This window comes from Arthrobacter sp. SW1 (genome assembly GCF_001766675.1).
In the GTDB taxonomy this organism is placed as follows: Bacteria; Actinomycetota; Actinomycetes; order Actinomycetales; family Micrococcaceae; genus Arthrobacter.
In genome coordinates this window covers 289,697-316,283 of record NZ_MJLT01000045.1, presented here as the reverse complement: position 1 = coordinate 316,283, position 26,587 = coordinate 289,697, and the positions used below count along the sequence as shown (strand labels likewise).

General features: G+C 67.9%; 19 protein-coding genes. 6 read left to right on the top strand and 13 right to left on the bottom strand.

Annotation, left to right across the window (positions count from 1 at the left end):
* Positions 1-84 precede the first annotated feature (84 nt).
* The 3 genes from BIU82_RS14845 to BIU82_RS14835 all read right to left on the bottom strand — a co-directional run bounded on the left by BIU82_RS14845 (position 85) and on the right by BIU82_RS14835 (position 5,560).
* A complete protein-coding gene (locus BIU82_RS14845) occupies positions 85-2,106 on the bottom strand; it encodes a PhoX family phosphatase (RefSeq protein WP_083292383.1) in 2,022 nt (673 codons plus the stop codon).
* 229 nt (positions 2,107-2,335) lie between these two features.
* Entirely contained in the window at positions 2,336-4,432 is a 2,097-nt protein-coding gene (locus tag BIU82_RS14840; RefSeq protein WP_070350212.1) for a PhoX family phosphatase, read from the bottom strand.
* Between the two features lie 129 nt (positions 4,433-4,561).
* The gene (locus tag BIU82_RS14835) at positions 4,562-5,560 is read right to left on the bottom strand and encodes an o-succinylbenzoate synthase (protein ID WP_070350427.1); all 999 of its coding nucleotides are present in this window, start codon (positions 5,558-5,560) and stop codon (positions 4,562-4,564) included.
* A gap of 127 nt (positions 5,561-5,687) precedes the next feature.
* Between BIU82_RS14835 and BIU82_RS14830 the strand changes: the two genes are divergently transcribed.
* Entirely contained in the window at positions 5,688-6,749 is a 1,062-nt protein-coding gene (locus BIU82_RS14830) for a LacI family DNA-binding transcriptional regulator (RefSeq protein ID WP_070350211.1), read from the top strand.
* 71 nt (positions 6,750-6,820) lie between these two features.
* On the opposite strand, the gene BIU82_RS14825 is transcribed toward BIU82_RS14830, so the two are convergent.
* Genes BIU82_RS14825 through BIU82_RS14810 form a run of 4 tightly spaced genes read right to left on the bottom strand, consistent with a single transcriptional unit; the run spans position 6,821 to position 11,517 of the window.
* Complete coding sequence (locus tag BIU82_RS14825; RefSeq protein WP_070350210.1) at positions 6,821-8,233, bottom strand: glycoside hydrolase family 32 protein; 1,413 nt, start codon at positions 8,231-8,233, stop codon at positions 6,821-6,823.
* Between the two features lie 28 nt (positions 8,234-8,261).
* Positions 8,262-9,134: a carbohydrate ABC transporter permease gene (locus BIU82_RS14820; protein ID WP_070350209.1), complete on the bottom strand. Its 873-nt coding sequence runs from the start codon at positions 9,132-9,134 to the stop codon at positions 8,262-8,264.
* An 8-nt stretch (positions 9,135-9,142) separates the two neighbouring features.
* Positions 9,143-10,102, bottom strand: a complete 960-nt coding sequence (locus BIU82_RS14815) for a sugar ABC transporter permease (RefSeq protein ID WP_070350208.1) — start codon at positions 10,100-10,102, stop codon at positions 9,143-9,145.
* Complete coding sequence (locus BIU82_RS14810; RefSeq protein WP_070350207.1) at positions 10,099-11,517, bottom strand: extracellular solute-binding protein; 1,419 nt, start codon at positions 11,515-11,517, stop codon at positions 10,099-10,101. Before BIU82_RS14810 ends, BIU82_RS14815 begins: the two co-directional genes overlap by 4 nt.
* A 153-nt stretch (positions 11,518-11,670) precedes the next feature.
* Here BIU82_RS14810 and BIU82_RS14805 point away from each other — a divergent pair, with 153 nt between their 5' ends.
* A complete protein-coding gene (locus BIU82_RS14805) occupies positions 11,671-12,573 on the top strand; it encodes a phosphatase PAP2 family protein (RefSeq protein WP_171906557.1) in 903 nt (300 codons plus the stop codon).
* A gap of 130 nt (positions 12,574-12,703) precedes the next feature.
* Here BIU82_RS14805 and BIU82_RS14800 read toward each other — a convergent pair whose 3' ends face one another.
* On the bottom strand, positions 12,704-13,918 hold the full coding sequence (locus BIU82_RS14800) for an MFS transporter (protein ID WP_070350205.1): 1,215 nt from the start codon (positions 13,916-13,918) through the stop codon (positions 12,704-12,706).
* 54 nt (positions 13,919-13,972) lie between these two features.
* A complete protein-coding gene (locus BIU82_RS14795; RefSeq protein ID WP_070350204.1) occupies positions 13,973-15,109 on the bottom strand; it encodes a MinD/ParA family protein in 1,137 nt (378 codons plus the stop codon).
* Positions 15,110-15,445: 336 nt separating this feature from the next.
* Between BIU82_RS14795 and BIU82_RS14790 the strand changes: the two genes are divergently transcribed.
* Positions 15,446-16,909 carry an APC family permease gene (locus BIU82_RS14790; protein ID WP_070350203.1) on the top strand — a complete coding sequence of 488 codons (1,464 nt, stop codon included), beginning with the start codon at positions 15,446-15,448 and terminating at the stop codon, positions 16,907-16,909.
* 21 nt (positions 16,910-16,930) lie between these two features.
* Here BIU82_RS14790 and BIU82_RS14785 read toward each other — a convergent pair whose 3' ends face one another.
* The gene (locus BIU82_RS14785; protein WP_070350202.1) at positions 16,931-17,746 is read right to left on the bottom strand and encodes an MBL fold metallo-hydrolase; all 816 of its coding nucleotides are present in this window, start codon (positions 17,744-17,746) and stop codon (positions 16,931-16,933) included.
* A 243-nt stretch (positions 17,747-17,989) separates the two neighbouring features.
* Between BIU82_RS14785 and BIU82_RS14780 the strand changes: the two genes are divergently transcribed.
* A complete protein-coding gene (locus BIU82_RS14780; RefSeq protein WP_070350201.1) occupies positions 17,990-19,576 on the top strand; it encodes an FAD-dependent oxidoreductase in 1,587 nt (528 codons plus the stop codon).
* Positions 19,577-19,709: 133 nt separating this feature from the next.
* Positions 19,710-21,860: an LCP family protein gene (locus BIU82_RS20330; RefSeq protein WP_363968138.1), complete on the top strand. Its 2,151-nt coding sequence runs from the start codon at positions 19,710-19,712 to the stop codon at positions 21,858-21,860.
* 58 nt (positions 21,861-21,918) lie between these two features.
* Here the strand turns inward: BIU82_RS20330 and BIU82_RS14770 are convergent, their stop codons facing one another.
* Genes BIU82_RS14770 through BIU82_RS14760 form a run of 3 tightly spaced genes read right to left on the bottom strand, consistent with a single transcriptional unit; the run spans position 21,919 to position 25,831 of the window.
* A complete protein-coding gene (locus BIU82_RS14770) occupies positions 21,919-23,502 on the bottom strand; it encodes a dihydrolipoamide acetyltransferase family protein (protein ID WP_253182793.1) in 1,584 nt (527 codons plus the stop codon).
* 2 nt (positions 23,503-23,504) lie between these two features.
* Positions 23,505-24,611 (bottom strand): alpha-ketoacid dehydrogenase subunit beta, encoded by a 1,107-nt coding sequence (locus BIU82_RS14765; RefSeq protein ID WP_070350199.1) that lies wholly within the window; start codon positions 24,609-24,611, stop codon positions 23,505-23,507.
* The gene (locus tag BIU82_RS14760; RefSeq protein WP_070350198.1) at positions 24,608-25,831 is read right to left on the bottom strand and encodes a thiamine pyrophosphate-dependent enzyme; all 1,224 of its coding nucleotides are present in this window, start codon (positions 25,829-25,831) and stop codon (positions 24,608-24,610) included. The genes BIU82_RS14765 and BIU82_RS14760 overlap by 4 nt, the downstream gene beginning before the upstream one ends.
* A 180-nt stretch (positions 25,832-26,011) precedes the next feature.
* Here BIU82_RS14760 and BIU82_RS14755 point away from each other — a divergent pair, with 180 nt between their 5' ends.
* Complete coding sequence (locus tag BIU82_RS14755; RefSeq protein WP_070350197.1) at positions 26,012-26,488, top strand: Lrp/AsnC family transcriptional regulator; 477 nt, start codon at positions 26,012-26,014, stop codon at positions 26,486-26,488.
* Positions 26,489-26,587: the final 99 nt, after the last annotated feature.

Genomic DNA, 26,587 nt, shown 5'->3' with positions numbered 1-26,587 from the left:
GTCTAGTGAGCAACGCGGGGTCACTTACGGCCCATGTTTGGCGCAAACATGAGCGCGAAGTGACCCCGCGTTGCAGAAAGTGGCCTAGCGTTCCGGCAGGACCTGGACGACGGACGGCCGCGGCATACGGAAGGCGCCGGCCGGTGGCGTCACGCCCTCGGGCACGTAGTCCGGGAAGAGCGACAGCGGCGCTTCAAACGTGCCCTCCTCGCCTGGGTGCTGCACGGAGACGAAAACGTGGCGTTCCTCGTCGTGGACGATCGGGCCGCAGGTTTCGGCGCCGCGCGGGACCGAGAGGAACTGCTCCACCTTGCCGCGTTCGGGACCGTCCAGGGTCACCTTGAACAGACCGTCGTTGTAGCCGATCGACTTGGCCGCACCGTCCGTGGAGATCCACAGGTTGCCCACGGAGTCGAAAGCCAGGTTGTCCGGGCAGGAAATCGGGGAGACCTTGTCCGCGGGGTAGCCGGAGAAGTACGCGGTCTCGTCCCGGGCGGGGTCTCCGGCGACGATCAGCAGGTTCCAGGTGAAAGTCTCCGAGGTCTGGTCCCCGCCGTCCTCGGTGATTTCCACGACGTGGCCGTTGCGGTTGAGCAGGCGCGGGTTGACCTCGGTGGCCCCTTCCTTGCCTTCCTTGCCGCGGTCCGTGTTGTTGGTGCATGCCACGTAGACCTTGCCGGTGGTGGGGTGCGGCTGCACGTCCTCGGGCCGGTCCATCTTGGTGGCGCCCACGGTGTCCGCGGCCAGGCGGGTGAAGACCAGCACCTCGTCCAGGCTCATTCCGGGGACCGCTGATGCGCCGTCCAGCACCAACGGCAGCCAGCGGCCGGTCCCGTCGAAGGAACCGTCGGAGGGCACCTTTCCGCTGCCGTCGATCTCCGCGCCGGAGTCACCGCTGAACTGCGCCACGTAGAGATCGCCTTCGTGCAGCAGCGTCTTGTTGTGTTCCCGGTCCCCTTCCACGTAGTGGTCCCGGGACACGAACTTGTAGAGGTACTCGAAGCGCTCGTCGTCGCCGGTGTACGCCACGGCCTTGCCGTTCGCCGCGATCTGCACGTTGGCGCCCTCGTGCTTGATGCGGCCCAGGGAGGTGTGTTTCTTGGGGGTCGACGTCGGATCGTACGGGTCCACCTCGACGATCCACCCGAAGGTGTGGGCTTCGTTCACCCAGCCGGGGTTCCGGGTGTCCCAGCGCGGCTGGTCCTGTTCCCAGCCGGCCACGCTGGGAGCGTCCTTCAAGCCGTAGCGCTTGTCGCCGTCGGACGTTCCGCCCGCACGGAAATAGCTCTGGAAGTTTTCCTCGCCGGAAAGGATGGTGCCCCACGGGGTGGTGCCGCCGGAGCAGTTGCCGAGGGTGCCGCGCGGGTGCTTTCCGGCGGGGTCGCCGTCGGTGCGCAGCAGCGGGGATCCAGCGGCCGGCCCGGTGAAGCGGTATTCGGTTTCGGTGAGGAAGCGGCGGTTGCGCGGCGCGCCCTGGACGTACTTCCACGGATCGTTCTTGTTCCTGCGTTCAAGCTCGACGACGGACAGCCCCTGCGCCGCGCGGGCGACGGCGCGCGTCCGGGCCGGGTCAGCCGCCCGCTCTGCCGCGGAGAACATCAGTTCGGGATTGGTGTACTCGTGGTTGGCGAAGAGCAGGGCCCGCCGGTCCTTGCTTCCCTCGATGTGGAGGATGTCCGAGTAGTCGTTGTTGTAGCCGAACTGGCGGGCCTGGGCATCCGGGGTCTGGGCGGCGGGGTCGAAGTCAGGGGCATCGGAGAAGAGTGGTTCTCCCCAGCGGATGATGGTCTGCCAGGTGAATCCCTCCGGAACGGAGAAGCCGTCCACAGTGCCGGCCACGGGCGCGATCGGGGCGAAGGAAAGCTTGGACGGCGCCGCCGTCACGGCCGGGGCGAGCGCCTGGGCGCGTTGGCCTGGCCCGCCGACGGCGATCGCGAAGGCGCCGGCCAGACCGAGGCCCAAGGCGGCGCGCCGGGAAATGGCAGCCTCGGCGATGTCCCGGAAGTAGGAGTTGGGGCTGTTGTTGCAGGCGGGCCCGTCGCAGGCGTTGGCACATTTGAGCGAGCACGTCACGGCGCTGCGTTTGCCGCGCACGTGGCCGAGCATGGGCAGGAACTTCCGCTGGGTGTTGTCAGGCACTATTTCCTCCTTGAAATAGCGAATGGCCACTATTGGCCAATCAAGTCAAAAGATGACAACACCATCGTCAAAAGCTGTCAATCCCCTGATCGTTCCCTGGACGCACCCCAAAAAGCAACGCGGGGTCACTTACGGCCCATGCATGGTGCAAACATGGGCGCGAAGTGACCCCGCGTTAGCGGGAACCGGGACGGGACTAGTCCACCCGGTACACCTGGACCACGGACGGGCGGGGGCCCTTGAACTGGCCGGGCTTGGCCTGGCCGGCGGCGGGCACGTAGTCCGGGAAGTAGGAGTTCGGTGCGTCGTACGTACCCTCCTCGCCCGGGTGCTGCACGGAGACGAAGACGTGGCGTTCGCCGTCGTGGATGATCGGGCCGCAGGTTTCAGCGTCACGCGGAACGGACAGGAACTGCTCCACCTTGCCGCGCTCCGGGCCTTCCAGGGTGACCTTGAACAGGCCGTCGTTGTAGCCGATGCCGGACGGCGCGCCGTCGGTGGAGATCCACAGGTTGCCCACGGAGTCGAAGGCCAGGTTGTCCGGGCAGGAGATCGGGGAGACCTTGTCCACCGGGTAGCCGGAGAAGTAGGTGACATCGCCCTGGGCGGGGTCGCCGGCAACCAGCAGCAGGTTCCAGGTGAAGGTGGTGGCGGTCTGGTCGCCACCGTCCTCGGTGATTTCCACGATGTGGCCATCGCGGTTGAGGGCGCGCGGGTTGACCTCGGTGGCGCCTTCCTTGCCCGGCTTGCCGCGGTCCGAGTTGTTGGTGCAGGCCACGTAGACCTTGCCGGTGGCCGGGTTCGGCTGGACGTCTTCGCAGCGGTCCATCTTGGTGGCGCCGGCCTTGTCCGCAGCGAGGCGGGTGTAGACCAGGACCTCGGCGACGGTCATGCCGGCAATGGCGGATGCGCCGTTGACCACGAGCGGGAGCCACTGGCCGGTACCGTCGAAGGCGCCGTCGGAGGGGACTGCCCCGCTGCCGTCGATTTCGGAGACCGGGGAGTTGCCGGTGAACTTGGCAACGTAGAGGTCGCCTTCGTGGAGCAGGGTCTTGTTCAGTTCGCGGTCCGCCACGGTGGTGCCGGTACGGAAGGTGCCCTTGGAGACGAACTTGTAGAGGTAGTCGAAGCGCTCGTCGTCGCCGGTGTAGGCCACGGCCTTGCCGTTGGCAGCGATCTGGACATTGGCACCCTCGTGCTTCAGGCGGCCCAGCGAAGTGTGCTTCTTGGGGGTCGACGTCGGGTCCATCGGGTCGACTTCCACGATCCAGCCGAAGCGGTTGGCTTCATTCTCGTAGCCCGGGTTGCGGGTGTCCCAGCGGGGGTCGTCGAGCTCCCAGCCGAAGGTGGACTGCTTGTCCTTCAGGCCGTAGCGGAGGTCGCCTTCGGAGGTGCCCGGGGCGCGGAAGTAGCCCTGGAAGTTCTCTTCGCCGGAGAGGATGGTGCCCCACGGAGTAGTGCCACCGGAGCAGTTGCCGATGGTGCCCTTGGGGCGGCGGCCGGACGGGTCGGCGACGGTCTTCAGGAGGGCGGAGCCGGCAGCGGGGCCGGTGAGCTGGTACTCAGTTTCGGTCAGGAAGCGGCGGTTCAGCGGGGCGCCCTTGACGTAGTTCCACGGCTGGTTCTTGTTCTTGCGCTCCAGCTCGACGACAGTCAGGCCCTGGGCAGCACGGGCGACGGCACGCACGCGGGCCGGGTCGGCCGCGGTCTCGGCCTCGGAGAACATCAGGTTGTCGTTGGTGTACTCGTGGTTGGCGAACATGACGGCGCGGCGGCCCTTGCTGCCGGGCAGTTCAATGATGTCCGAGTAGTCGTTGTTGTAACCGAACTGGCGGGCCTGGGCCTCCGGGGTCAGCGCGGCGGGGTCGAAGTCCGGGCTGTCGTTGAAGAGCGGGTCGCCCCAGCGGATGATCGGGCGCCAGGCGTAGCCCTTGGGAACGGTGAATTCGTCCACGGTGTAATCCACCGGGGCGATCGGCGTGAAGCTGAGCTTGGACTTGAAGCCGGCCTTCGCGGCGGCGGACAGGCCTTCCGCGGCTTCGGCGGTTTCTGCGCCGGCCAGCTTGCCGCCAAGGGCGACGGCGAGCGCGCCGGCCGCGCCCAGGCCCAGGGCCGCGCGGCGGGACATCGCGGCAGAGGCGATGTCGCGGAAGTAAGAGTTGGAGCTGGTGTTGCAGGCCGGGCTGGCGCAGGCGTTATCGCACTTCAGGGCACAGGTCACCGGGCTGCGCTTGCCCCTGGTGTGTCCGAGCATGGGCAGGAGCGGGAACGAACGGGTGGGCGTATCAGTCATGGGGGCCTCCGGAGTCAGACGTGGGACCCGCCCACCCTGTCAGCGCCAAGGGAATCCGAGAGGACACTCCGGTGAAATCTGGGTGAACACCGCACCGGTCAACACAGAACCGGTGAACACAGCGAAGACTCAGCCCGCAGCCAGCACCTCGTACACCCGCCGTAGACGGGCCAGCCACCAGTCCCACCGCTCGGCGGGGGCCGCGTACCGCTCCAGCAGCCCCGCGTCCGCTGCGGCGTCGCTCACGGTGATGGCGCCGTCGTCGGGCACCAGGGGGTCGGCGGTGATGTCCGACTCAAACAGGCGCACGGTTCCCAGCCCGCAGGCATACGGCAGTTCCGGGAGGGAAGCGGCAAGCGCCAGGCCGGCACGGATGCCCACCGAGGTGTCCAGGGCGGAGCTCACGACGGCGGGCAGCCCGGCCTGCGCCACGATCTCCAGGGCCCGCCGCACTCCCCCGAGCGGTGCCACCTTGACGACGATCAGGTCCGCGGCGCCTGCCCGGGCGACCTTGAGGGGGTCGTCCTCCTTGCGGACGGATTCGTCGGCGGCAATCAGCACAGCTGTGCCATTTCCGGCGAGGCGGCGGCGGACTTCGGCGAGTCCAGCAATGTCCGGCACGGGCTGCTCCGCGTATTCGAGCCCGACGGCGGCCAGCCGGCCGAGTGCCTCCACGGCCTGCGGGACGTCCCAGCCGCCGTTCGCATCCACCCGGATGGCTGCTTCCGGCAGCGCTTCCCGGACGGCAGTGACGCGGGCGAGATCCTCCGCGAGCGATTGGCCGCGCTCGGCCACCTTGACCTTGACGGCATCCACCCGGCCGAAGCGGGCCAGGACCTCGGGCACCCGCGCGGCGTCCACAGCCGGAACCGTGGCGTTGACCGGGATGCTGCTGCGGAGCGGCTGCGGGAACCCTGCCCAGGCGGCTTCGACGGCGGCGGCGAGCCAGCGGGACGCTTCGGCGTCGCCGTATTCGGGGAAGGGGCAGAATTCGCCCCAGCCGGCGGGGCCCTCCAGCAGCAGGGTTTCGCGCTCCATGATGCCGCGGAACTTCACGCGCATGGGCAGGCTCACCACGCGGGCCGTGGCGAGCAGTTCGTCGAGGACCGGCAGCGGCTGGGCCGGCAGTGGCTGGGCGGGCAGGGCGGCGGATTCAGGCACAGGCCCACTCTACGTGCCTGCCGCCGCCGCTTCCCATCGCGGCTCACACGAGTTAGCTAAGCTGTTCCTACAGCAGTCCGAAGGGGTTTCAACCATGCAGCGAAAAGCCACAGCGCTCGATGTCGCCAAGCGCGCCGGAGTCTCCCGCAGCGCCGTGTCGCTGGTGCTCAACGGCCGGGGCGACGGCAACGTGGCCAAGGAAAGCCAGGACCGGATCCGGCAGGCCGCCGCAGAACTGAACTACACCCCCAACCCCATCGCCCTGAGCCTGCGGAACCAGCGCACCCGCGTGATCGGCATCGTGTCCGATGAAGTGGTTACCAGCCCCTTTGACGGCAACATCATCGGCGGCGCGGACGACGTCGCGCGCAGCCGCGGCTTCGTCACCGTGGTGATGGACACCGAACTCGATGCCTCCCGGGATGCCAGCGCCGTGGAAACCCTGCTCGACCGACAGGTGGACGGCCTCATGTACGTCACCGTGGGCCTCAAGCCGCTTGACGTCCCGCAGGGCATGCTCCGGGTGCCCTCCGTCCTGGCCAACTGCATCGACAACGCGCCCGAGCCGCGCCTGCACCACGTCATCCCGGATGAGGTTTCCGGCGGCCGCGAATCCGCTCAGCACCTGCTGGGCCTCGGCCACCGGGACATCGCCTTCCTGGCCGGCGCGGAAACCTCCCCCGCCGCTCCACTGCGCGTGCGGGGCTACAAAGACGCCCTCGCTGCGGCGGGTGTTCCGGTCCGCGAGGACCGGATCTTCATGGCCGGCTGGGATATCGACGCCGGTTTCCACGGGGCCATGCGCTTGCTCGACGGCGTGTCCCCCGCTGAGCGCCCCACGGCGGTCATGTGCGCGAACGACCGCCTCGCCGTCGGCGTGGTACTGGCGGCCGCGCGGCTGGGACTCAGCGTCCCGCGCGAACTTTCGATCATGGGCTACGACGACGAAGGCCGGATCGCCGACACCATGGTGCCGGCGCTGACCACCATGGCGCTGCCGCTGCGCGAAATGGGCGCAGCCGCGATGACCAGGCTGCTGGACCAGGTGGAAAACGGCCGGATCGAAAATCCGGCCGCCGGGCAGAACGGCGGCCTGGAGACGATGGTTCCCTGCCGCCTGGTGGTCCGGGAATCGACGGGACCGGTTCCGGCGTAACCGTCCTTCAAGCAAAAAGCCGTGGCCGTTCCGGAGAACCGGAAAGGCCACGGCTTTCGTGTCAGGCCGTATCAGGCGCCCGCCAGCTCCCACACCTCGGCGGATGCGCCGGACGGCAGCTCGAGCCGCCATTCTTCGCCGGCCGCCGGGTAGGCGCGGAGCGTCGTGGCCACGGAGCCGCTGCGGTACACCTCCACCAGCGAGGCGTCGATGAAGATCCGCAGCTCCTCGCCCGCCGCCAAGGAACCGGCGAAGACCGTCTGGCCCTGTTCTCCGGAAACCGCACCGAGCACCAGCCGCACCTCGCCGCCGGCGAAGGAAGCAGCACCACTCACCCGTGCCTCGGCGAACGCAGGCAGGGCCACGTTCCCGACGGCGGCTTCCGCCAGCAGGGCGCTCCGGTAACCGTCGATCTCCGGTGCGGGAGCCACGGCGAGCGCGCCGTCCGAGAGTGACAGTACGCGCGGGTGGGTCAGCACGCCGGCCCAGCCTGCGGCGTCGATCTCGTCCTGCGAACGTCCGCGGCGGCCGTCCCGGCCCGGACCTTCGTTGGCCCAGCCCCAAAGCAGCGCACGCGGAGTGCCGTCCGGTGCGTCGTCGAGCTGGGTGATCTGCGGGGCGTAGAAGTCCCGGCCGGCGTCCGACTTGCCTGCGTCACGCGGGGTGAACACGGGAAGACCCGTCTCCGGATCGGCCGCCATGCCGCCGATCAGGTGCCCGACGCCGAGCAGGTGCTCGTGGTCGTCGTCCTTCTGCCAGAGCGAGAACATGGCCAGCCAGGCCGTGCCGCCGTCGCCGTCCGGGATGCGGACCAGCTGCGGGCACTCCCAGATCTCGGCCCGGTTCACGTCATGGCCTGCACCGGCGGCGTTGTCCGTGGTCAGCCAGATGCCCTGGTATTCCCAGCAGTCCATGCTGTCCACGCGGTAGAGCAGCAGGGCCGCGCGGCCGTCGGCCAGGCCCGCGCCCTGGATGGCGTAGCGCCGGCCTTCGAAGCGGAAGAGGAACGGGTCCCGCACTGCGGTGACCTGCGGGTCCTCCGGCATGGACACGGCCACGTGGCCGTCCTGCGTCCACTCCACCAGGTCCGCCGAACCGCGGGCGATGACCACCTGCGAGGCACCTTCACCCGAACGGACACCCGAGTACGCGGCGGTGGGCACGCCGTCGTCGTCCGTGACGACGCCGGTCCAGCAGCCGAAATCGTCCGGACCGCCGTCCTGGGGGCGCAAGGCCACGGGGTGCTCTTCCCAGTTCAGCAGGTCAGCGGAGCTGACGTGGCCCCAGCAGATCCGGTGGTGCCGGGCAGAGTCCGGGTTGTACTGGAAGAAGACGTGGTAGCGGCCGTTGAGGTAGGTGACGCCGTTGGGGTCGTTGATCCAGCCCTGTGCCGGGCGGGGGTGCAGGCGCGGGAAGGCGGGATCCGGGTGGGCTGCCGCGGTGGCGGTGGCCGGGCCCTGCTTGCCCGTTGCGGTGCTGCTCATGAAGATGTTCCTTTACTGAAGTTGTGGATTACTTGCCGGTGCCGGCGGTGAGGCCGTCCCGGAGCGCGCGCTGGCCGAACATGAAGACCACCAGGGCCGGGATCATGGAGAGCACCACGCCGGCCAGCACCACGGAGATGCTTCCGGTGCCGAGGTTGCCCTGCAGCGAGACGAGGCCCAGCGGGAGGGTGAAGTTCTCTTCCGAGATGGTCATGATGAGCGGACGGAAGAACTCGTTCCAGTGGAAGTTGAACGCCAGGATGCCCACGATGGACAGGCCGGGCATCGCCAGCGGCGCGTACACGGAGCGGAAGGTCCGCCACGGGGAGGCGCCGTCGATCGCCGCGGCTTCCGCGAGGTCTGCCGGCAGCCCCAGGAAGTACTGGCGCATCAGGAAGGTGCCGAACGCCGTCGGGATGGCCGGAAGGATCAGCGCCATCAGGGTGTCGGAAAGGCCGACGCCGCGGATGAGCATGAAGACCGGGACGATCGTGACCTGGGCGGGCACCATCATGGTGGCCAGCACGATCGAGAACAGCGCGTTGCGGCCGCGGAACCTGAGGTTCGCGAAGGCGTAGCCGGCCAGCGCCGCGGTGATCATCTGCCCGACGGCGATCAGCCCGGTGACGAGGGCGCTGTTAAGGACCAGCCCGACGATGTTCAGTTGCTTGAAGACCTGCCCGTAGGAGACGAAGTCCGGGTTCAGCGGCAGGAACGACGGCGGCAGCTGGAACGATTCCGCCGGCGGCCGCAGCGAGGTGGACAGGGTCCACAGCACTGGTCCGAGGACCAGGACGGCGGCGAGCGAGAGAAGGACGATGCGGCCGGCGACGGACCAGTCGAACTTCCGGCGGTGGACAACAACCCGCTCAGCGGCGGTGCGCTTGATGGTGGTGGTCATGGCGGGCCTCACTGGTAGAAGACGAATCGTTTGCTGAGCCGGAACTGGGCGGCCGTGATGGCCATGATGATCAGGGTGAGGATCACGCCGATCGCGGAGGCCTGGCCGAATTCGAGGCGCTGGAACGCGGACTCGAAGATCACCATCACGGCCGTGCGGGTGGAGTCTCCGGGGCCGCCGCGGGTGAGCACGAAGGGCTGGTCGAAGACCTGGAGGGCGTTGATGATCGCCATCACGGAGGCCACCAGGGTGGTGGGGCTGAGCAGCGGCAGGGTCACGTGGACGTGCTTGCGCCAGCCGGTGGCGCCGTCCAGGGACGCCGCCTCATAGGTCTCCACCGGGATGGAGGCGAGCCCGCCGATGAACAGCAGGAAGGAGAAGCCGAAGTTCTGCCACACGTACACCAGGATCACGACGGCGGCGGAACCGCCCGGAGTCGTCAGCCAGGGAACCGCGGGGATGCCCACGAGGGACAGCAGCCAGTTGACCACCCCGAACTGTTCGTTGAACAGGTACCGCATGAAGATCGACACCGACGCGGCGGAGAGGATCAGCGGGAAGAAGAAGGCGCTGCGGAAGAAGACCCGCAGCCAGGCCGGGAGCTTTTCCTGGACCATGATCGCCAGGCCGAGCGCGAGGCCCAGCTGCAGGGCCACGGCCACCACCACGAACAGGATGGTGTTCAGGAAGGACATCCGCACCGTGGGATCCTGGACCACTTCGGCAAAGTTGTCGAAGCCCACGAAGCTCGGCGCCGAGATGATGTCCCAGCGGAAGAAGGCCAGGGCCACCGAGGCGATGATGGGCAGCAGGGTGAAGATGCCCATGCCCACGATGGTGGGGGCCAGGAAGACCCACGGCAGCCAGGGCTGGCGTTCGCGGCCCGAGCGGCCGGGCTTGCCGGCGCCGCTTGTGCTGTTGCCGCGCAGGGCCTTGTTGCGCACGCGCGTTTCGCTGGCGGTGCTCATGGCTGCCTCCTCAAGGCGAATTCGAGGTCCCGCTGCAGTGACTCGAGCGCCGACTTCAGCTGGCGTTCGTCACCGCTGACGGCCAGGGACACGTTCTTCATCAGGGCCGTTTCGACGGCGGCCTGCTGGGGCGGGGCGGGAATGGGACCGGTGCTGGGAAAACGGTCCAGGGTGTCGTAGAAGACCTTCCAGTGCCGCGGTCCCTTGCCCGCGTACAGCTGCTCGTTGACCATGGAACGCCGGGCCGGGGTGGTGTTCGGAGTGGGGAAGACGATCTGCATGGCCTCGAGGCTGGAGCTGAACTTCACCCATTCCCAGGCGGCGTCCTTGTCCTTGGCCGTCTTCATGATCGCGTAGCCGGCGGTGCCGAACTGGTGGCGCTGGGTGCGCCACTTGGGGAAGAACTGGACATCGTAGTCGTCCTGCTTCATGCCGGCCTCGCTCAGGCCCTGCACCCAGTAGCCACCGGCCGGGGTGGTGCCGATCCGGTTGGAGGCGAACAGGCCCACCAAGGAATTGCCGCCGCCTTCTTCGGGGCGGACGCCCAGGCCGTCCTTGACGAGGCCGCGCAGGAAGTCGAAGGATTCGAAGACCTTGGGATCGGTGGCGTTGGCTTCCAGCCATTGGTAGCCACCGGAGCGCATGCCGCGGGTGGGGTCGTTGGCGTAGAAGCTGTCCCACAGCCAGCGCCCGCCGCCCGACTTGGTTTCCTTCAGGAAGCTGGTGTCATTGGCGTAGAGCCACGGCACCACGCCGCCGAAGAGCCGGTTGGTCCAGTAGTAGGGCGTGAAGTCCGAGGGCCGCGCCTTGCGCATCGCGGCAAGGGTGTTGCGGAAGTCCAGGTGCGTCCAGTCATCGGCAGGACGCTCCAGGCCCGCCTGCCGCAGCGCCGTGGTGTTGTAGTACATGTTGGCGGCGTTCCAGTCGATGGGGAGCTGGAACAGGCTGCCTTTGTACATGAAGGCTTCCACCAGGCTGGGGTGGACGTCCTCGAAGTACTCCTTCATGTGCTCGGCATCCCGGCGCAGGTACTCGTCGAGCGGATGGGCCAGCTTCTCGGCGAAGAGCTGGGCCCCTTCCGTGGCCACGTAGACCACGTCCGGCGGAGTTCCGGCGGCCACCATGGTGAGGATCTTGGTGAAGAAGTCCTTCCAGTCCACGGCTTGGATGGCCTGGACTTTGACCTTGATCTCCGGGTGGACCTTGGCGAATGCGTCGACCACTTTCTGGCGGGCAGCGGCGTCCGCGGCGGTACCCATGATGGCGATGCTGAGGCTGTTGTCGCCGCGGCCGGGGATGTCGGTTCCGGTCAGCCGCGGCCACGACGCCACAGTTGCCCCGACGATTCCCACGCCCAAGGCGCCAAGGGCAGTCCTGCGTGAGATATCACGCAGCTTCCCGTTGCTTCCTGGCATGTCTTTTCCTTCCTAACACGTGTTAGGAACTGTAAATCCTCCACCTAACACGTGTCAAGAGTCACAAGCATGTTGCCGCCGCCTCACCTCTCCCAGCCTCCGCCCAGGCCGCTCAATGTGTCCTGCCAGGAACGGTGTGGCACCCTGAAAGGGATGATCGTTAGTAGACCCGGCGGGCTCCCTGCGGCCAAAGGCAGCGGCCTGCTCTTCGCCCTCGCCACCCTTGCCTGCATTGCCGGGATCGCCGCCAGCTACTACTTCTTCGTCCACACCACCACCGGCCAGTACATCGACGAATCTGCGCTTGTCGAGGCCGTGGAGATCCACGGTCCCGCCGGCAAGGCCACGACGCGGTTCCTTGACCTGCTGCCGGGAATCTCCCTGGCGATCGCCGCCGTCGTGGTCCTGTTCGTCACGCTCGCCCGGCGCCGCTGGAAGGCAGCGGGCATCACGGTGGCGTCCTGCGCCGTCGCAAACTTCGCCACCCAAATGCTGAAGGACTGGTTCCCTGACCGCCCGTTCACCGGCGTCCAGACCCTCGAACTCAACTCGCTGCCGTCCGGGCACACCACCCTGGCCGCCTCCGCCGCGGCGGCGGTGTTCCTGGTGGTCTCGCCGCGGTGGCGGCCGCTGGCCGGCTTCCTGGGCGGCACCTTCGCCGTGGCGGCGGGGGTGTCCACGCTGATCAACCAATGGCACCGGCCGGCAGACGTCGTCGCGGCCTTCCTGGTGACCGGCGCCGTCATGCTGCCCGCCGGCTGGCTGGTGATGCGCAGCGGCAACCGCTGGAACGTGTGGGACGGGCACGGCGAACACTGGGCGTCGTCACGGCTCTGGCTGGGGCTGTCCGTGCTGGCCGGACTGCTCTCCGCCGCGGTGGCCGTGTACTCGCTCATCAGGATCGCACCCGCGGGCCTGGGCATTCCCGGCGCCGCGCAAGAGGAAAGCACCACCAACTATTTCTGGGCCGGGGTCTCGCTCATCGTCATCACGGGGTACCTCGGAACCGTGGCAGCCACCTGGCTCTTCGGCCACGCAGCGCGCCGGCGCAGCTGAGAAGCGCCGCGAGCCACCGTTCCCCACCGGACATGTCCACCGTTCGGCCCCAACGATGCGCATATTCCTGTTATGTCCACCGCCCGCGGCCAAGGAGGGACATGTGCGCTCGGAATCAGGGACGGGGAAGCTAGTAGTTCCGGCGGTGCTTCAGTTTGGGAAGCGCGACGGCGAACACCGCCGCCGCGGCCACGCCCAGTACCCCGCAGGACCAGATGCCCGCGGCCAGGGAGACTGCCGCCGTCATGGCTGAGAGCAGCAAGGGCCCGCCGGTGCCGCCGGCGTCGGCGATAAATCGCCACAGGCCCAGGAACTGGCCGCGGCCGCGCTCGGGCGAGAAGTCCGCGCCAAGCGTCATGACCAGGCCGGAGCTGATGCCGTTGCCGAAGCCGATCAGCATGGCGGCCAGCAGCAACCCGGTGAAGCCCGCGGACAGCGGGATGAGGAACAGCGAGATGGCCATGATCAGCGTTGACGGCACCGCCACCCACAGGCGGCCCTTGCGGTCCATGAGCTTGCCGGCGGGATAGAACACCAGCAGGTCGATGGCGCCGGAGACGCCGTAAATCAGCGAAGCCTGGCTGGCGTCCATGCCCAGGTGGTCGGCCCAGAGCGGAATCACCACCTGTCGGGAGGTGCGCAGTGCCGCCAGCAGCAGCACCCCGCTGCCCACCGCGAACAGCACGAGCGCGTGGGCGGACGCGACGCTCCGCAGGGTCGGCTCCGGAAGGCGGGCTGCGCCGTCGGGGTTTCCGGAGGCGCGCGCCACCAGGTCCGGGATGGTCAGCGACAAGCCGGCGGCAGCCGCCATGGCCACGGCTCCCACCCAGTAGGCCCCGGCGAGGCCCAGGAACTGCATCGCCGCGGCACCCGCGAAAGGCCCGATGAACACACCCACCCTGGTGCTGCCGCCCAGCGTGGACAGCGCCCGGGCCCGGAACGCCACGGGAACCGCCTCCGTGAGGTATTTCTGGCGGGCCAGGTTGAAGACGCTGGTGGCCATTCCCACGATCGTCATGGCGACGGCCAGCAGCCACAAGCCATTCGGGACGTGCGGAGCGATTCCCGCCGCCACGAGGGCCAGCGCGCCGATGGTGCCCGCGCCCGTGATGGCCCAGCGCTCACCGAAGCGGATGGTGATGAGCGACGCCGGAATGTTGAACAGCCACGAGCCCACGCCGATGAGCGTGACCAGCAAGGCGGACAATGCGGCCGAGGCCCCCAGCTCGCGGGCCGAAAGCGCGACCACCGGCAGCACGGCCCCTTCGCCCAGGCAGAACAGCACGGTGGGCCCGAACGCAGGAAGTGCGAGGCCGCGCAGGCTGAACGGCGGCTCGTTGCTCACGCCGCAGCTCCGGCGCGCCGGGACGCCCGGCCGGGCCTGCAGCGGGCCCCGCGCCTAGACGTAGCCATCAACAATCGCGGCGGCGATCTCCTTGTAGGCGCGGCGGGTTTCGGGCCGCAGCACGTCCAGGGTGACGAGGTCGCCGTCGGCCACTCCCCTGTCGTGCGGGACGGCAATCAGCTGGCGGCAGATCCCGGCGAGATGTTCCTCGATGGCACCCTTGTCAACGCGGGAGGAGACCTCGTCCTTGTCCGTGATGACGACGATCGCGTTGCGGGCCAGCTCCTCGTAGCCGTGGCTGGCGAGCCACTGCAGGGTGCTGCGGGCACGCTTGGCGCCGCTCACGGCGTACCCCGCGGCGATGATCAGGTTGTCCGCGGACTGCAGGATGCCCTTCATGGCGTTGTGCGTGACGCCGGTGCCGCAGTCCGTCAGGGCCACGGCGTAGTAGCTGGAGATCAGTTGCCGGATCTTCAGGTATTCCTCCGCCGTCAGGGAGTCGGACACCTCGGGGTCCTGCTCGCCGGCGATCAGGTGCAGGCGGCCGGCGTGGTGCATGTAGCGTGAGAGGGCGGTCAGGGAATCGATGCCATCGAGGTTCCCCAGCAGGTCCGTGATGGTGCGCGGGGTGGAGCGCTGGTAAATGCCCTCGCCCAGCGCGCGTTCCACAAGGTCGCCCGAGTCGGGGTTCGCATCGATGGCGCAGGGCGGATCGCCGCGGTATTCGGCCAGCGTCAGGCCGACGCCCACCGTGGTGGAGGTCTTGCCGATGCCGCCCTTCAAGCTCAGGACCGCGGTGTTGAAGCTTCCCTGCAGCTGCCGCGAAATCCGGCGCGCCAGCTCGTCTTCCTCCCGCTGCTTGGCACTCGGGCCCATGTTCCAGGCGCCGCCGGTGAGCCGGTAGACCGCGCCGCGGAATCCGCCGATGGGCCGGGGCTTCTGCTCCTTGACGAAGGAACCGGGCGAGGTGATGAAGTCCGGCATCGGGGCCGTGCGGATGGCGGCGCGCGCCTCGGTGGTTTCCGCCTCGGCAGTTTCCGGCTCGGTGGTATCCGGTCCGGTAGCGTCCGGCTGGCTGTTTTCAGGTTCGACGGCGTCCGCCGCCGCTGCGGCCGCGGCCCAGGAGCTGCTTTGGATCAGTCCGCCGGAAGCGGCTGCCGGTTCGGGCCGGTTGGGGGAGACGATGGGCATGGTTCCTGTCCGGGCATCGTCCTCGGCGCGCCGGCGATCGCGGCGGCTGCGGAACTCTGGCTGCCCTTTGCTAGCGGTAGCTGGGTCGTTGTCGTTGTGCACGGAATCCGCCATGGTGTCGTCCCCCAGGACCCGCAACGGCTGACGCTGCGGAGCTCGATTGGAATGCATCAAACGCTAAGTCTAAACGCTGGAAGACAAACACCGCAGGTCAAAGCCGCCTTCAGTCCAGGTGCATCACCCCTGCAGTCCAGGTGCATCACCCCTGCGCTGGCTGACAACGCCGTCACGCGCAGGTACAAGTCGGGCCATGGCCGACCGGACCATACTCCCTGCATGAGACCTTCATCACAGTCACTCGGGCAGCCTTCCCTGACAGCACCGCGGCAGGAGCTGCGGCGCGACGCTCTCGGCGTCGGCGGCATTGTTTTCCTCGTGCTCGCCGCAGTGGCGCCGCTGACCGGCATCATCGTGATCGCGGCCATCGGCATCGCGGTGGGCAACGGCGGCGGGATGCCAGGATCCTTCCTGATCGCCACGGCCATCCTGCTGCTCTTCGCGGTCGGCTACGCCCAGATGGCCCGCACCTTGGTCAGCGCAGGCGGCTTCTACGCCTTCGTGGTGCGCGGCATGGGCCGGCCGTTCGGACTGGCCGCGGGATTCGTGGCCATGCTCGGCTACAACTGCTTCGTGGCCGGAGCCATCGGGACCTCGGGCTTCTTCACGGCCACGGTGGCCAAGGAACTCACGGGCGTGGACCTGCCTTGGTTCGTGTGGAGCGTTGTCTCCGTTGTTGCGGTCTTCCTGCTGACCCGCCGCGGCATCGACGTCAGCGCCAAGGTTCTGGGGGTCTGCCTGGTCCTGGAAGTCTCCATCCTCCTGATCCTGGATTTCTCGGTGCTGTTCCGCCACGGCTTCGCCCCCGCCGCGTTCTCCCCGGAGATCGTGTTCTCCGGGTCCTTGGGACTCGGCCTGCTCTTCGCGGCGAACTGCTTTGTGGGGTTCGAGGCCACCGGGCTGTTCGGCGAGGAAGCGAAGGATCCCCGCCGTACCATCCCCCGGGCCACGTACCTGTCCATCCTGTTCATCGGCGCCTTCGCAGCCTTCACGGCCTGGGCGATCGTCAGCGCGCTCGGCGTGGAGCAGGCGCAGGGAACCGCCGTGGAGCACCTTGCCACGGGCGACCTCGTCTTCGCGATCTCCAGCGAATACCTGGGCGATTTCCTGACCAAGGCCATGATGGTGCTGCTGCTCGTTTCACTCTTCGCGGCCCTGCTGGCCCTGCACAATTCCGCAGCCCGGTACATCTACGCCTTCGGCCGCGTGGGCGTACTCCCTGCCGCCTTGGGCCGGACCCGCCCGGGCAGCGGTGCCCCGCAGAACGCCAGCCTGGCCCAGCTCGCCTTCGCCACCGGCGTCGCGTTCATCTTCTGGGCCGCGGGGCTGGACCCGATCACCGCGCTTACCGCCTCGATGACGGGCTTCGGAACCCTCGGCATCCTCAGCCTGCAGCTCATGGCCGCGGTGGCCGTCGTCGTGCATTTCCGCCGGCAGCGGGATCCGCGGCTCTGGCGGACACTGGCCGCTCCCGGGCTCGGTGCGCTGGGGCTGGCGCTGATCGTTGGCCTGGCGATCGCAAACTTCCCGGCGCTTGCGGGCTCGGACAACCCGGTGATCGGCGCCCTGCCGTGGCTGCTGCCGCTGGCCGTGGTCGCGGGCGTGGGCACAGCAGCGTGGCTGAAGGCCCGGCGGCCGCAGGTCTATGAAGGCCTCAACCGGGACCTTGAACGGTTCGAGTAGGAGTCAGTGGCGCGGCTGTGTTTAGTGGCGCGGTTGTGTTTCCTGCAGGCGCTTGATGAACCAACGCGACTGCTCCGGGCCATAGGGCAGCACCGGGATCGCCTTGGTGGCGTCGCTGGGCATATCCCGGATGGACTGCCTGGCCTGGCGCACCGCGGTGGTCATGGTGTCGGCCAGGGTCTTGACGAACTGGTCGCTGCAGGGCCTGCCGTGGCCCGGAATCAGGAACTCGTAGCGGTGGCGCAGGGCCGAGATGTGGCGCAGCACGTCCGCCCACTCTTCCGGGTAGGAATCCTCGAAGGAAGGGTGGGCGCCCTGCTCCACGAGGTCGCCGGTGAAAAGGGTGCTGGGGGTGCCCACCAGAAGGTCGCCGTCGGTGTGGCCGCGGCCCAGGTAGAAGAGGGTGACGGTCATGCCGCCCAGGTCCACCAGCACCGGCTGGTCCTTGACGATCGCGTTGGGAATGACGATCTCCACGGATTCGCCGCTCCCGGCGGCCATTTCCGGCTCAATGTCCGCCACGAGGCGGCGCTGGTGGTCGGCGTCGTCGTCGATCGTGGCAGCACAGTTCACATGCGCCCAGAACTCCGTGACGCCGTCGTCCGCGAACACCGCGTTGCCGAAGAAGTGGTCGTAATGCGCGTGGGTGTTGACCACCACCAGCGGAAGGCTGGTCTTTTCCCGGACGGCCGCCAGGATGTCGCGCCCCTGCCGCGGCCCGCTTCCGGTGTCGATCACCATGGCCCGGTCCCGGCCCACCACCAAGCCGGTATTGAGCAACCGCCCCGGGGTTTCCAACACGTAGTTGTCCGGGCCTACTTCGAGCCAGTCTGACATTTCGTCTCCGTATCCAGATGCGTTCCGGCGGTGTCCAGGCCTCGATTCTACCCACGCGGGCCCGGCGGATCCGGGAAGGAATGCGCCGCGCCAACGCGCGTCAAAAGACGCCGTGGAACGCCCGACGCCGGAGCCGCACCCTTGTTTCGCACTGCGCCTTCTGCTTCCCTGAAAGTGTGCCGGGCCGGCGACGGGCCACCTCCGGCGTGGTTGCTCCGGACCGGCGGAAGGAAGGCTTTCGCGATGGATTCCTTATGGCTTGAGAACCACCCCAAAACCACCAGTGACCAGACCGGCCGCGATCAGTTCTCCCCCGGCAGCAGCTACGACACCGTGGTGGCGGGCGCCGGCATCACCGGGCTCACCACCGCGCTCCTGCTGGCCCGGTCCGGAGCCAAAGTGCTGGTCCTCGAAGCACGCCATGTTGGCGCCGGGACTACCGGCCACACCACGGCCAAACTGAGCCTGCTGCAGGGCACCATGCTTTCGGCCCTGCGCAGGACCTACTCGCCCAAGCAGGTCCGGGCCTACGTGGACGCCAACCGGGCCGGCCAGTACTGGCTGTTGGAGTACCTCACGGAGCGCGGTGTTCCGTTCCAGTACCGGGACGCGTACACCTTCGCCACTTCGGCGGAGGGCGCCGGGACCCTTCGCCGCGAAGCCGAGGTCTCGCGCGAGGCCGGGCTCCCTGTCGAGGAAACCGAGATCCAGGAAAGGGGCGGCATCGGCCTGCCCTTCGACGTCGAAGCCGCCCTCCGGCTGCCTGACCAGGCACAGTTCAATCCGATGGACGTCCTCACCGCCCTGGCTGAAGACGTCCGCGCGGCCGGTGGCAGCATTGTGGAGGGCGTCCGGCTCATGGATGTGCGAGACGGCAGTCCCGTCACCGTGGTGACCCGCCGAGGCGAGGTCACGGCGGGGACCGTGGTGCTGGCCACCGGAACCCCGGTGCTGGACCGGGGCCTGTATTTCGCGAAGCTCCGCCCGAACCGCTCCTATGCCGCGGCGCTCCGGCTTCCAGCCGGCGTTTCCATGCCGCGCGGCCTGTACCTGTCCGCCGAGGCGCCCACCCGTTCCCTCAGGGACTACCCCCTGCCCCGGGCTGGTGGCGGCGCCGGTGGAGACACGGAGGCGATCGGTGACATCCACGAAAGCGCCGGAAGGGCCCTGCTGCTGGTAGGCGGTTTCGGGCACCCGGGCGGAAGGTCGCCGTCGCCCCGTGCCCGGCTCGGCGAACTGCTGGGCTGGGCGCAGTCACAGTTCCCGGGGGCGGAGGTAACGCACACCTGGTCCGCACAGGACTACCAGGCCACCAACATGATGCCGTTCTTCGGACGGTTCCCGCGCGGCCACGGCCGGATCTTCTTCGGCACCGGCTACAACAAATGGGGCATGGCAAACAGCGTGGCGGCGGCACTGGACATCGCGGCCGATATCGGCGGACAGGAACATCCGGAATGGGCACGCACCATTCATCACCGGGTGACGGGCCCGCGGGGCGCCATCGATACCGTATCCAGCAATGTCGATATCGCCCTGCAGAATGTCCGGGACAATGCGGCCCTGAAAGGCAAGGCGGAAATCACGGAAGACACGACGCCGCCCGAAGGCAGCGGGGTGACGGGCCTGTTCCACGGAAAACCGGCCGCCGTGTCCACCGTGGACGGAACCACCTGCCGGCTGTCCGCCAAATGCGCCCACCTGGGCGGAATCCTGCATTGGAACGACGCCGAAATGTCCTGGGACTGCCCCCTGCACGGTTCCCGTTTTTCCGCAGACGGAAAACTCCTGGAAGGCCCGGCCACGCATAATCTGAACAAACTGCAATAACGCCGGCGGTGACATAAAAAGGGACCCGCGACGGGTATACCCACGTCACAGAAGCAGCCGTCGGTACGGGTGGCGCCCCCGCGTGTTAAGTTGATCTGAGTCTTGACCCACCAAACCCGGGAGAACACCCCATTTGGAAACGCAATCGCCTTTCCGGCTCCTGATTGTCTGCACAGGAAACATTTGCCGATCGCCTTTGGCAGAACGCCTGCTGCAGACGGGTTTTGACCGGATTTCCTCCGGCGCCGTAACGGTTTCCAGTGCGGGGACCAAGGCCGCCGTGGGTGAAGGAATGTCCCCTTTTTCGGCTGAGATCGCCACGGGCTACGGCGTTTCCGCCGACGGCTTCACGGCCCGCCAGCTCACCGCCGACGTGCTGGAAGGCGCCGGCCTGGTCCTGACCATGACCACCAAGCACCGTGGCGAGGTCATCCGGCTGGATCCAGGCCTGCTCAAGAAGACCTTCACCTTCCGCGAATTCGCGCGGCTGCTGAACGCCCTCGATCCCAGGCTTCCGGCTCCCGCGCCCGGCGCGGAGGCCGGCGTCCGTTTCTGGGAAGAACTCCCCGCCAAGGCCGCGTCGGTGAGGCACCTGGTCCTGGGCAGTGCAGCTTCGGAGAACGACGTCCTTGACCCCTACGGCTTGGACCGGGACGCCTACAAGCAGATGGAAAAGGAGCTCATGCCCTCGCTCATGGGCGTCCTGCGCTTCGCCGCCAAGCACGCGCCGGGCAGCAGCCACCCGGAGCAGCTCCTTCCGATCGAGACTCCTGCCCCGCCCGCGAAGAATTCCGCGTCCCGGTTCAAGGGCTGGGGACGGAACACCCGCAAGGTCGGGGAGCAGCCGGCGGCCGGAGCACGCGCGGCGGCGGGAGCCGCAGCCGCGCTGCCTGCCGCCGGGGCAACTGCCTCACTGGCAAGCGGCCCATCGGCTGCCGGTGCCACCCTTTCCGGCGCCACCAGCGCCGGTGCCACTGCCGTAAGTTCCGGTCCGGCCAAGGCGTCCGTTGCCACTTTGGAACCGGCCGCGCCCGCCGCCCCGTCAGCGGGGGAAGCCCCGGCACCCGTGGAAACCGCCGTCGTCGGGGCAGCTGCCACCAGGCCGGCCCCGGTGGTGACCACAAAAGCGGCCGTCACGGACAAGGCGCCGTCGTCCGCGCCCGCGGCTGCGGCCGCCGTCGTGGTCACAGCGCCGAAGACGCTCCCCTCCGGGCCCGTGCAGCCCAAGGTGCCGCGGGAGCAGCCCGGGCGGTCCGCCCGCAAAGCCAAGAAGCGGACCGGCCGCCTGGTGCTGGGCGGCGCGGCCATGCTGGTGGCGGTCTCGGCCGCCCTCGCCGGCGCCTACGTTTTCAACCTCGCCAAGACCTTCGACGAGCAGACCATCAAGATCGATTCCGCGTTCCCGGATGAAAGCACGCGTCCGCAGGAGCCTGCGCCCGTCAACGGAAAGACGCCGCTCAATTTCCTGGTGATCGGCAGCGACAGCCTCAAGGAATCCACCGGTGAGGCGGAAAAGGGCGAGGCCAGCAACCAGCGTTCGGACACCCTGATGCTGGTGCACATTCCGGCGGACCGGAAAAAGGTCTTCAGCATTTCCCTGATGCGCGATCTCTGGGTGGAGATTCCCGGCCGCGGCCAGTCCAAGATCAACGCGGCCCTGGCCCATGGCGGTGTGCCGCTGACGGTCCAGACCGTGGAGGCCATACTGCACCAGCGGATCGACCACGTGGTGATGGTGGACGTGGCCGGCTTTAACCGCGTCACCGATGCCGTGGGCGGCGTGGAACTGGACGTGAAAGTGCCCTTTACTTCCACGATCCTCAACGGCCATGTGTTCGACAAGGGCAAGGTCAAGATGAACGGCCCGGAGGCCCTTGCCTTCGTCCGCGAACGCCAGGCCTTCCCCGACGGCGACTACCAGCGCGTGCGGAACCAGCAGAGCTACATGCAGGGACTCTTCGACAAGGTCAGCGATCCCAAGACCTTCCTGGACCCCCTGAAGATCACCAACATGGTGACGGTGATGTCCCCGTTCGTCAGCGTGGACAAGGGCCTGAACGCCCTGGCGGTGGCCGAAATTGCCACCGAACTGCATGAGATCCGGCCGTCCTCGATCGCGATGTTCACGCTGCCCACCCGCGGCATCGGCACCTCGGAGGACGGGCAGTCGATCGTGCTGACCGACCCGAAGGCCATCAAGGGCATCTCCGACGCCCTCACCGCGGACACGCTGGACGAGTACCTCGTGAAGAACCCGGTACAGGACCGCCCGCAGGGCTCCTAGCGAGGAACCCTGCGGGCGGTGCCCGGATGACGTTGTGAGCGGCCAGGGGCCGGCGGGACTACAGATCCGAAAGTACGGTTCCCGGGTTTTCGATGGCGTCCGCAACGTACCGCAGGAACCCGGCCGCGGTTTCGCCGTCGCATACGCGGTGGTCGAAGGCGAGGGTCAGCTCGGTGACCTTCCGGACGGCCAGCTGCCCGTCCACCACCCACGGCTTGTCGATGATCCGGCCGAGGCCCAGCATGGCCACCTCCGGGTAGTTGATGATCGCCGCGGAGCCGTCGACGCCGAACACGCCGTAGTTGTTGAGCGTGAACGTGCCGCTGCCCAGCTCCGCAGGAGTCGCCTTGCCGTCGCGTGCGACGGCGGTCAGGCGGCGGATCTCGGCGTCCAGTTCGCGGGCGCTGAGTTTGTCCGCGCCCCGCACCGAGGGCACCACGAGTCCGCGTTCTGTCTGCGCGGCGAAGCCGAGGTTGATGCCGTCGAAGGCGACGATCTCCTGGCTGCCGTCCGAAAGGGTTTCGAAGCGGGTGTTGAGCTCCGGGTACTTCTTGAGCCCGGCGGTGACGAAGCGGGCGATGAACGCCAGCAGTCCCGGCGTGTGCTCCGCCCCGCGCTTCTTCAGTTCGGCGCGCATCTCCAGCAGGGCGGTGGCGTCCACATCCACCCACACCGTGGCCTCGGGAATCTCGGAGCGGCTCCGTGCCATGTTCGCGGCCACGGCCTTCCGCACTCCGCGGACAGCGGACCGCGACGCCACACCGAGCCCGGTCCGCGAATCAACGGGCCCTGCGGCTTCTGTAGTAGCCGGTGCCTTTGCTGCGGAATCAGCCTTCTGCGGAGCGGCGATGGCGGCCTCCACATCCCGGCGCAGGATGAGCCCGCTCTCCCCCGAACCCGGAACCGACTCCAGCGCCACCCCGTGGTCCCGGGCCATCTTCCGCACCAGCGGCGAAATCACGGCGGACAGTTTCCCGGGAACCCGCGAACCCGCCGAGGGAACAGCCACATCCACCACGGGAACGACGGCGGCAGGAACCTTCCGAGGCCGCGTCCGCCGGGCCTCGCCCCCACCGGAGGTCCCATAACCAATAAGGACGTTCCCGGAACCCGCGCGTTCCTCGGTCCGGTAGGTCTCGGCAGCAGATTCAGAAACAGCAGAAGGTGCGTCGACAGCGCCAGCAGGAGCGGATGATGCCGCCAAAGGTGCGTCGACAGCCGAAGCCGGAGCGGATGATGCCGCCCCGGGAGTGGCATCGGGCCTGCCTTCGGTGGACGGCTCGCTGCTTGCAGCAGAGCCGTCCACCGAAGGGGCGGGGGCGGCATCATCCGCGGAGGCGCCGGAACCCATGCCGGAACCAACAGCAATGGACGCAGCACCAACCCGAGCCACCGAAATCAGCGGCTTCCCGACGTCGAGCGTCTGGCCGGGTTCGCCGTGCAGCACGGCGACGGTGCCGGCGTACGGGGACGGTACTTCGACGACGGACTTGGCGGTCTCGACTTCGGCGATGGGCTGGTCGACGCGGATTTCGTCGCCCACGGCCACGAGCCAGTTGAGCAGTTCGGCTTCGGTGAGGCCTTCTCCGAGGTCCGGGAGCCGGAAGACTTGGAGTTCGCTCGTGTTGAGTTCGGCGGTCATGGTCAGTTCTCCCATTGCAGATCGTCGACGGCGTCGAGGATGCGGTCGACGCTTGGCAGGTAGTAGTGCTCCAGCTTCGGGGCCGGGTAGGGCACGTCGAAGCCGGTCACGCGGCGGATGGGCGCGGCCAGGTGGTGGAAGCAGCGTTCCTGGACGCGGGCCACGATTTCGGAGGCCACGGAGGCGAAGCCGTGTGCTTCGGCGATGACCACGGCGCGGCCGGTCTTGCGGACCGATGCGGTGACGGTTTCGTCGTCGAACGGCACGATGGTGCGCACGTCGATCACTTCGAGGGAGCGGCCTTCTTCCGCGGCCACTGCCGCGGCGGCCAGGGCGGTGGGGACGGAGGGGCCGTAGGCGATCAGGGTGGCGTCCGTGCCGGAGCGGGCGACGGCGGCGCGGCCTTCGCTGCTGGTCCCTGCGGTGCGGTTGGCGGCGTGTTCGGCGGCGAGTGCTTCGAGGTCCACCTGGTCCTTGGACCAGTAGAGCTTCTTGGGTTCCATGAAGATCACGGGGTCGTCGGAGTCGATCGCTTCGCGCAGCATGCGGTAGGCGTCCGCCACGGTGGCAGGGGTGAAGACCTTCAGGCCGGCGGTGTGGGCGTAGTAGGCCTCGGAGGAGTCGCAGTGGTGTTCCACGCCGCCGATTCCGCCGGCGTAGGGCACGCGGATGACCATGGGCAGTGTGAGCGCGCCGCGGGTGCGGTTGTGCATCTTGGCCACGTGGCTGAGGATCTGTTCGAAGGCCGGGTAGGCGAAGGCGTCGAACTGCATTTCGATGACCGGGCGCATGCCGTTCATGGCCATGCCGATCGCCATGCCCACGATGCCGGATTCGGCCAGCGGGGTGTCGAAGCAGCGTTCTTCGCCGAATTCGGCCATCAGGCCGTCGGTGATGCGGAAGACGCCGCCCAAGCGGCCGACGTCTTCGCCGAAGACGAGCACGGAGCTGTCGTCGCGCATGGCGTCGGCCATGGCGGTGTTGAGGGCCTTGGCCATGGTGACGCTCTGCGGTTTGCGGGCTTCGGCGACGGCGGCTGCCGCTGCTGCCGCACGGGCGGTGGCTGCGCTGACATTGCCGTTGGCTTCGGAGGAAGTGGTGATGGTCATTTGGCGCCCGCCTCACGTGCAAGTTCGTCGGCCAGCAGCGCGGACTGTTCGCGCAACTGCGGGGTGGGGGTGGAGAAGACATATTTGAAGAGGTTCTGCGGTTCCACCGGAACGTCTTCGCCCAGGCCTTCGCGGAGCTGGGTGGCTACGGCTTCGGCGCGTTCGGCGATCCGGGCGGCGCCGTCGTCGTCGAGCAGTCCGCGGCTGCGCAGGTAAACGTCCATGCGGCTGAGCGGATCCTTGGCCTTCCATTCGCTGACTTCGGCGTTGTCCCGGTAGCGGGTGTCGTCGTCGGCGTTGGTGTGGGCCTGCATGCGGTACGTGTGGGCCTCGACCAGGAGGGGCCCGGAGCCTTCGCGGGCGAGCTTCACGGCACGGTCCAGGACAGCGAGGAGGGCCACGAGGTCGTTGCCGTCCACGCGTTCGCCGGCCATGCCGTAGCCCACGGCCTTGTGGGCAAGCGAAGGTGCCACGGACTGGTGGCTCAGCGGAACGGAGATGGCGTATTTGTTGTTCTGCACGAAGAAAATCACCGGCAGGTGGAAGACGGCGGCGAAGTTGAGGGCTTCGTGGAAGTCGCCTTCGCTGGTGGCGCCGTCGCCGCACATGGCCAGCACCACGGTGTCTTCGCCGCGCAGCTTGGCTGCATGCGCCACCCCCACCGCGTGCAGCAGCTGGGTGGTGAGCGGAGTGCACTGGATGCCCACCTTGTGTTCGTGCGGGTCGTAGCCGCCGTGCCAATCGCCGCGGAAGATGGTCATGGCCTGGACCGGGTCCACGCCCTTGGCCATGACGGCGACGGCGTCGCGGTAGGTGGGGAAGAGCCAGTCGCCGTCGCTGAGGCACATGGCGGCCGCCACCTGGCAGGCTTCCTGGCCGTGGCTGGAAGGGTAGACGGCCATGCGGCCCTGCCGGACGAGCGCCGAGTTCTGGTCGTTGACCCGGCGCCCGACGACGAGGCGTTCGTAAGCGGCGACGAGTTCAGCGTCGCCGGGGATGGGGTATTCGTGGCCGGGTTCGGTGCCTTGTTCGGATTCCGGTTTGAGGGTTCCGTCCGGGGCCACCATCTGGATCTGGCGGCGGGCGGGGAGCATGTAGTCCTCGACGCTGATGCCGAACTTGCGCTGCACCTCGGAGGCCTGCTCGGATGCCGGGCCCGGTTCCTGGTCCGTGGCAGGCGGCTGGCCGGTATTGGGTTCCTGACTTGCGGAGATCGTCATTGGTCCGTCCTTTAAGGGTTTCCACTTTTGCGTCAAGTATGGTCCTGCGCGGACTTTCGTATCCAGTGATGCCGGGAATCGTGGAAGAGCTTTCGGAAACTGGCTACGCTGAGAGACAGATTGCAAAAATGTGAGCTGGGTTACCGGCCGCGTGTGGACGAATTGGAAACGGAGCCGGGCATGGACGGGCAAGAGAACGACGCTGCGGAGGTCCCGCTGGAGGTGTCCCTCGACAAGGTGGACCGGGACATCATCGCTGAACTCACGCGGGACGGCCGCATGTCAGTCACGCAGGTGGCGGAGAACGTGCACATCAGCCGCGCCCACGCCTACACCCGGATCGCAAGGCTCACCGGCGCCGGGGTGCTGACAAAGTTCACCGCCGTGGTGGATCCCGTTAAGGCCGGGCTCAAATCCTCGGCCTATGTGACTTTGAAAGTGCAGCAGCATTCCTGGCGCACCTTGCGCGAACAGTTGCGGGCCATTCCGGAAATCCAGCACATTGCGCTGGTCGGCGGGAGTTTCGATGTGATCCTGCTGGTGCGCGCCACGGATAACCTGCATCTCCGACGCGTGATTTTCGACCAGCTCCAATCGATGCCCGGCGTTATTGACACCCAGACATTCCTGGTGTTCGAAGACGTCGACACCCGCTGATCCGCCACTCCCCGGCCAGGGCTGCACTACACCGGGCATCAGCACAGAATATGAATTGACTTGCAAAATGACCAATCATGACTGACCGAACCGGAAGTA

Excerpts from the sequence above, each read along its gene's own strand:
- BIU82_RS14845 (WP_083292383.1), bottom strand. The coding sequence starts at position 2,106 with ATGCTCGGCCACGTGCGCGGCAAACGCAGCGCCGTGACGTGCTCGCTC.
- BIU82_RS14840 (WP_070350212.1), bottom strand. The coding sequence starts at position 4,432 with ATGACTGATACGCCCACCCGTTCGTTCCCGCTCCTGCCCATGCTCGGA.
- BIU82_RS14830 (WP_070350211.1), top strand. The coding sequence starts at position 5,688 with ATGCAGCGAAAAGCCACAGCGCTCGATGTCGCCAAGCGCGCCGGAGTC.
- BIU82_RS14825 (WP_070350210.1), bottom strand. The coding sequence starts at position 8,233 with ATGAGCAGCACCGCAACGGGCAAGCAGGGCCCGGCCACCGCCACCGCG.
- BIU82_RS14820 (WP_070350209.1), bottom strand. The coding sequence starts at position 9,134 with ATGACCACCACCATCAAGCGCACCGCCGCTGAGCGGGTTGTTGTCCAC.
- BIU82_RS14815 (WP_070350208.1), bottom strand. The coding sequence starts at position 10,102 with ATGAGCACCGCCAGCGAAACGCGCGTGCGCAACAAGGCCCTGCGCGGC.
- BIU82_RS14810 (WP_070350207.1), bottom strand. The coding sequence starts at position 11,517 with ATGCCAGGAAGCAACGGGAAGCTGCGTGATATCTCACGCAGGACTGCC.
- BIU82_RS14805 (WP_171906557.1), top strand. The coding sequence starts at position 11,671 with ATGATCGTTAGTAGACCCGGCGGGCTCCCTGCGGCCAAAGGCAGCGGC.
- BIU82_RS14795 (WP_070350204.1), bottom strand. The coding sequence starts at position 15,109 with ATGCCCATCGTCTCCCCCAACCGGCCCGAACCGGCAGCCGCTTCCGGC.
- BIU82_RS14790 (WP_070350203.1), top strand. The coding sequence starts at position 15,446 with ATGAGACCTTCATCACAGTCACTCGGGCAGCCTTCCCTGACAGCACCG.
- BIU82_RS14785 (WP_070350202.1), bottom strand. The coding sequence starts at position 17,746 with ATGTCAGACTGGCTCGAAGTAGGCCCGGACAACTACGTGTTGGAAACC.
- BIU82_RS14780 (WP_070350201.1), top strand. The coding sequence starts at position 17,990 with ATGGATTCCTTATGGCTTGAGAACCACCCCAAAACCACCAGTGACCAG.
- BIU82_RS14770 (WP_253182793.1), bottom strand. The coding sequence starts at position 23,502 with ATGACCGCCGAACTCAACACGAGCGAACTCCAAGTCTTCCGGCTCCCG.
- BIU82_RS14765 (WP_070350199.1), bottom strand. The coding sequence starts at position 24,611 with ATGACCATCACCACTTCCTCCGAAGCCAACGGCAATGTCAGCGCAGCC.
- BIU82_RS14760 (WP_070350198.1), bottom strand. The coding sequence starts at position 25,831 with ATGACGATCTCCGCAAGTCAGGAACCCAATACCGGCCAGCCGCCTGCC.
- BIU82_RS14755 (WP_070350197.1), top strand. The coding sequence starts at position 26,012 with ATGGACGGGCAAGAGAACGACGCTGCGGAGGTCCCGCTGGAGGTGTCC.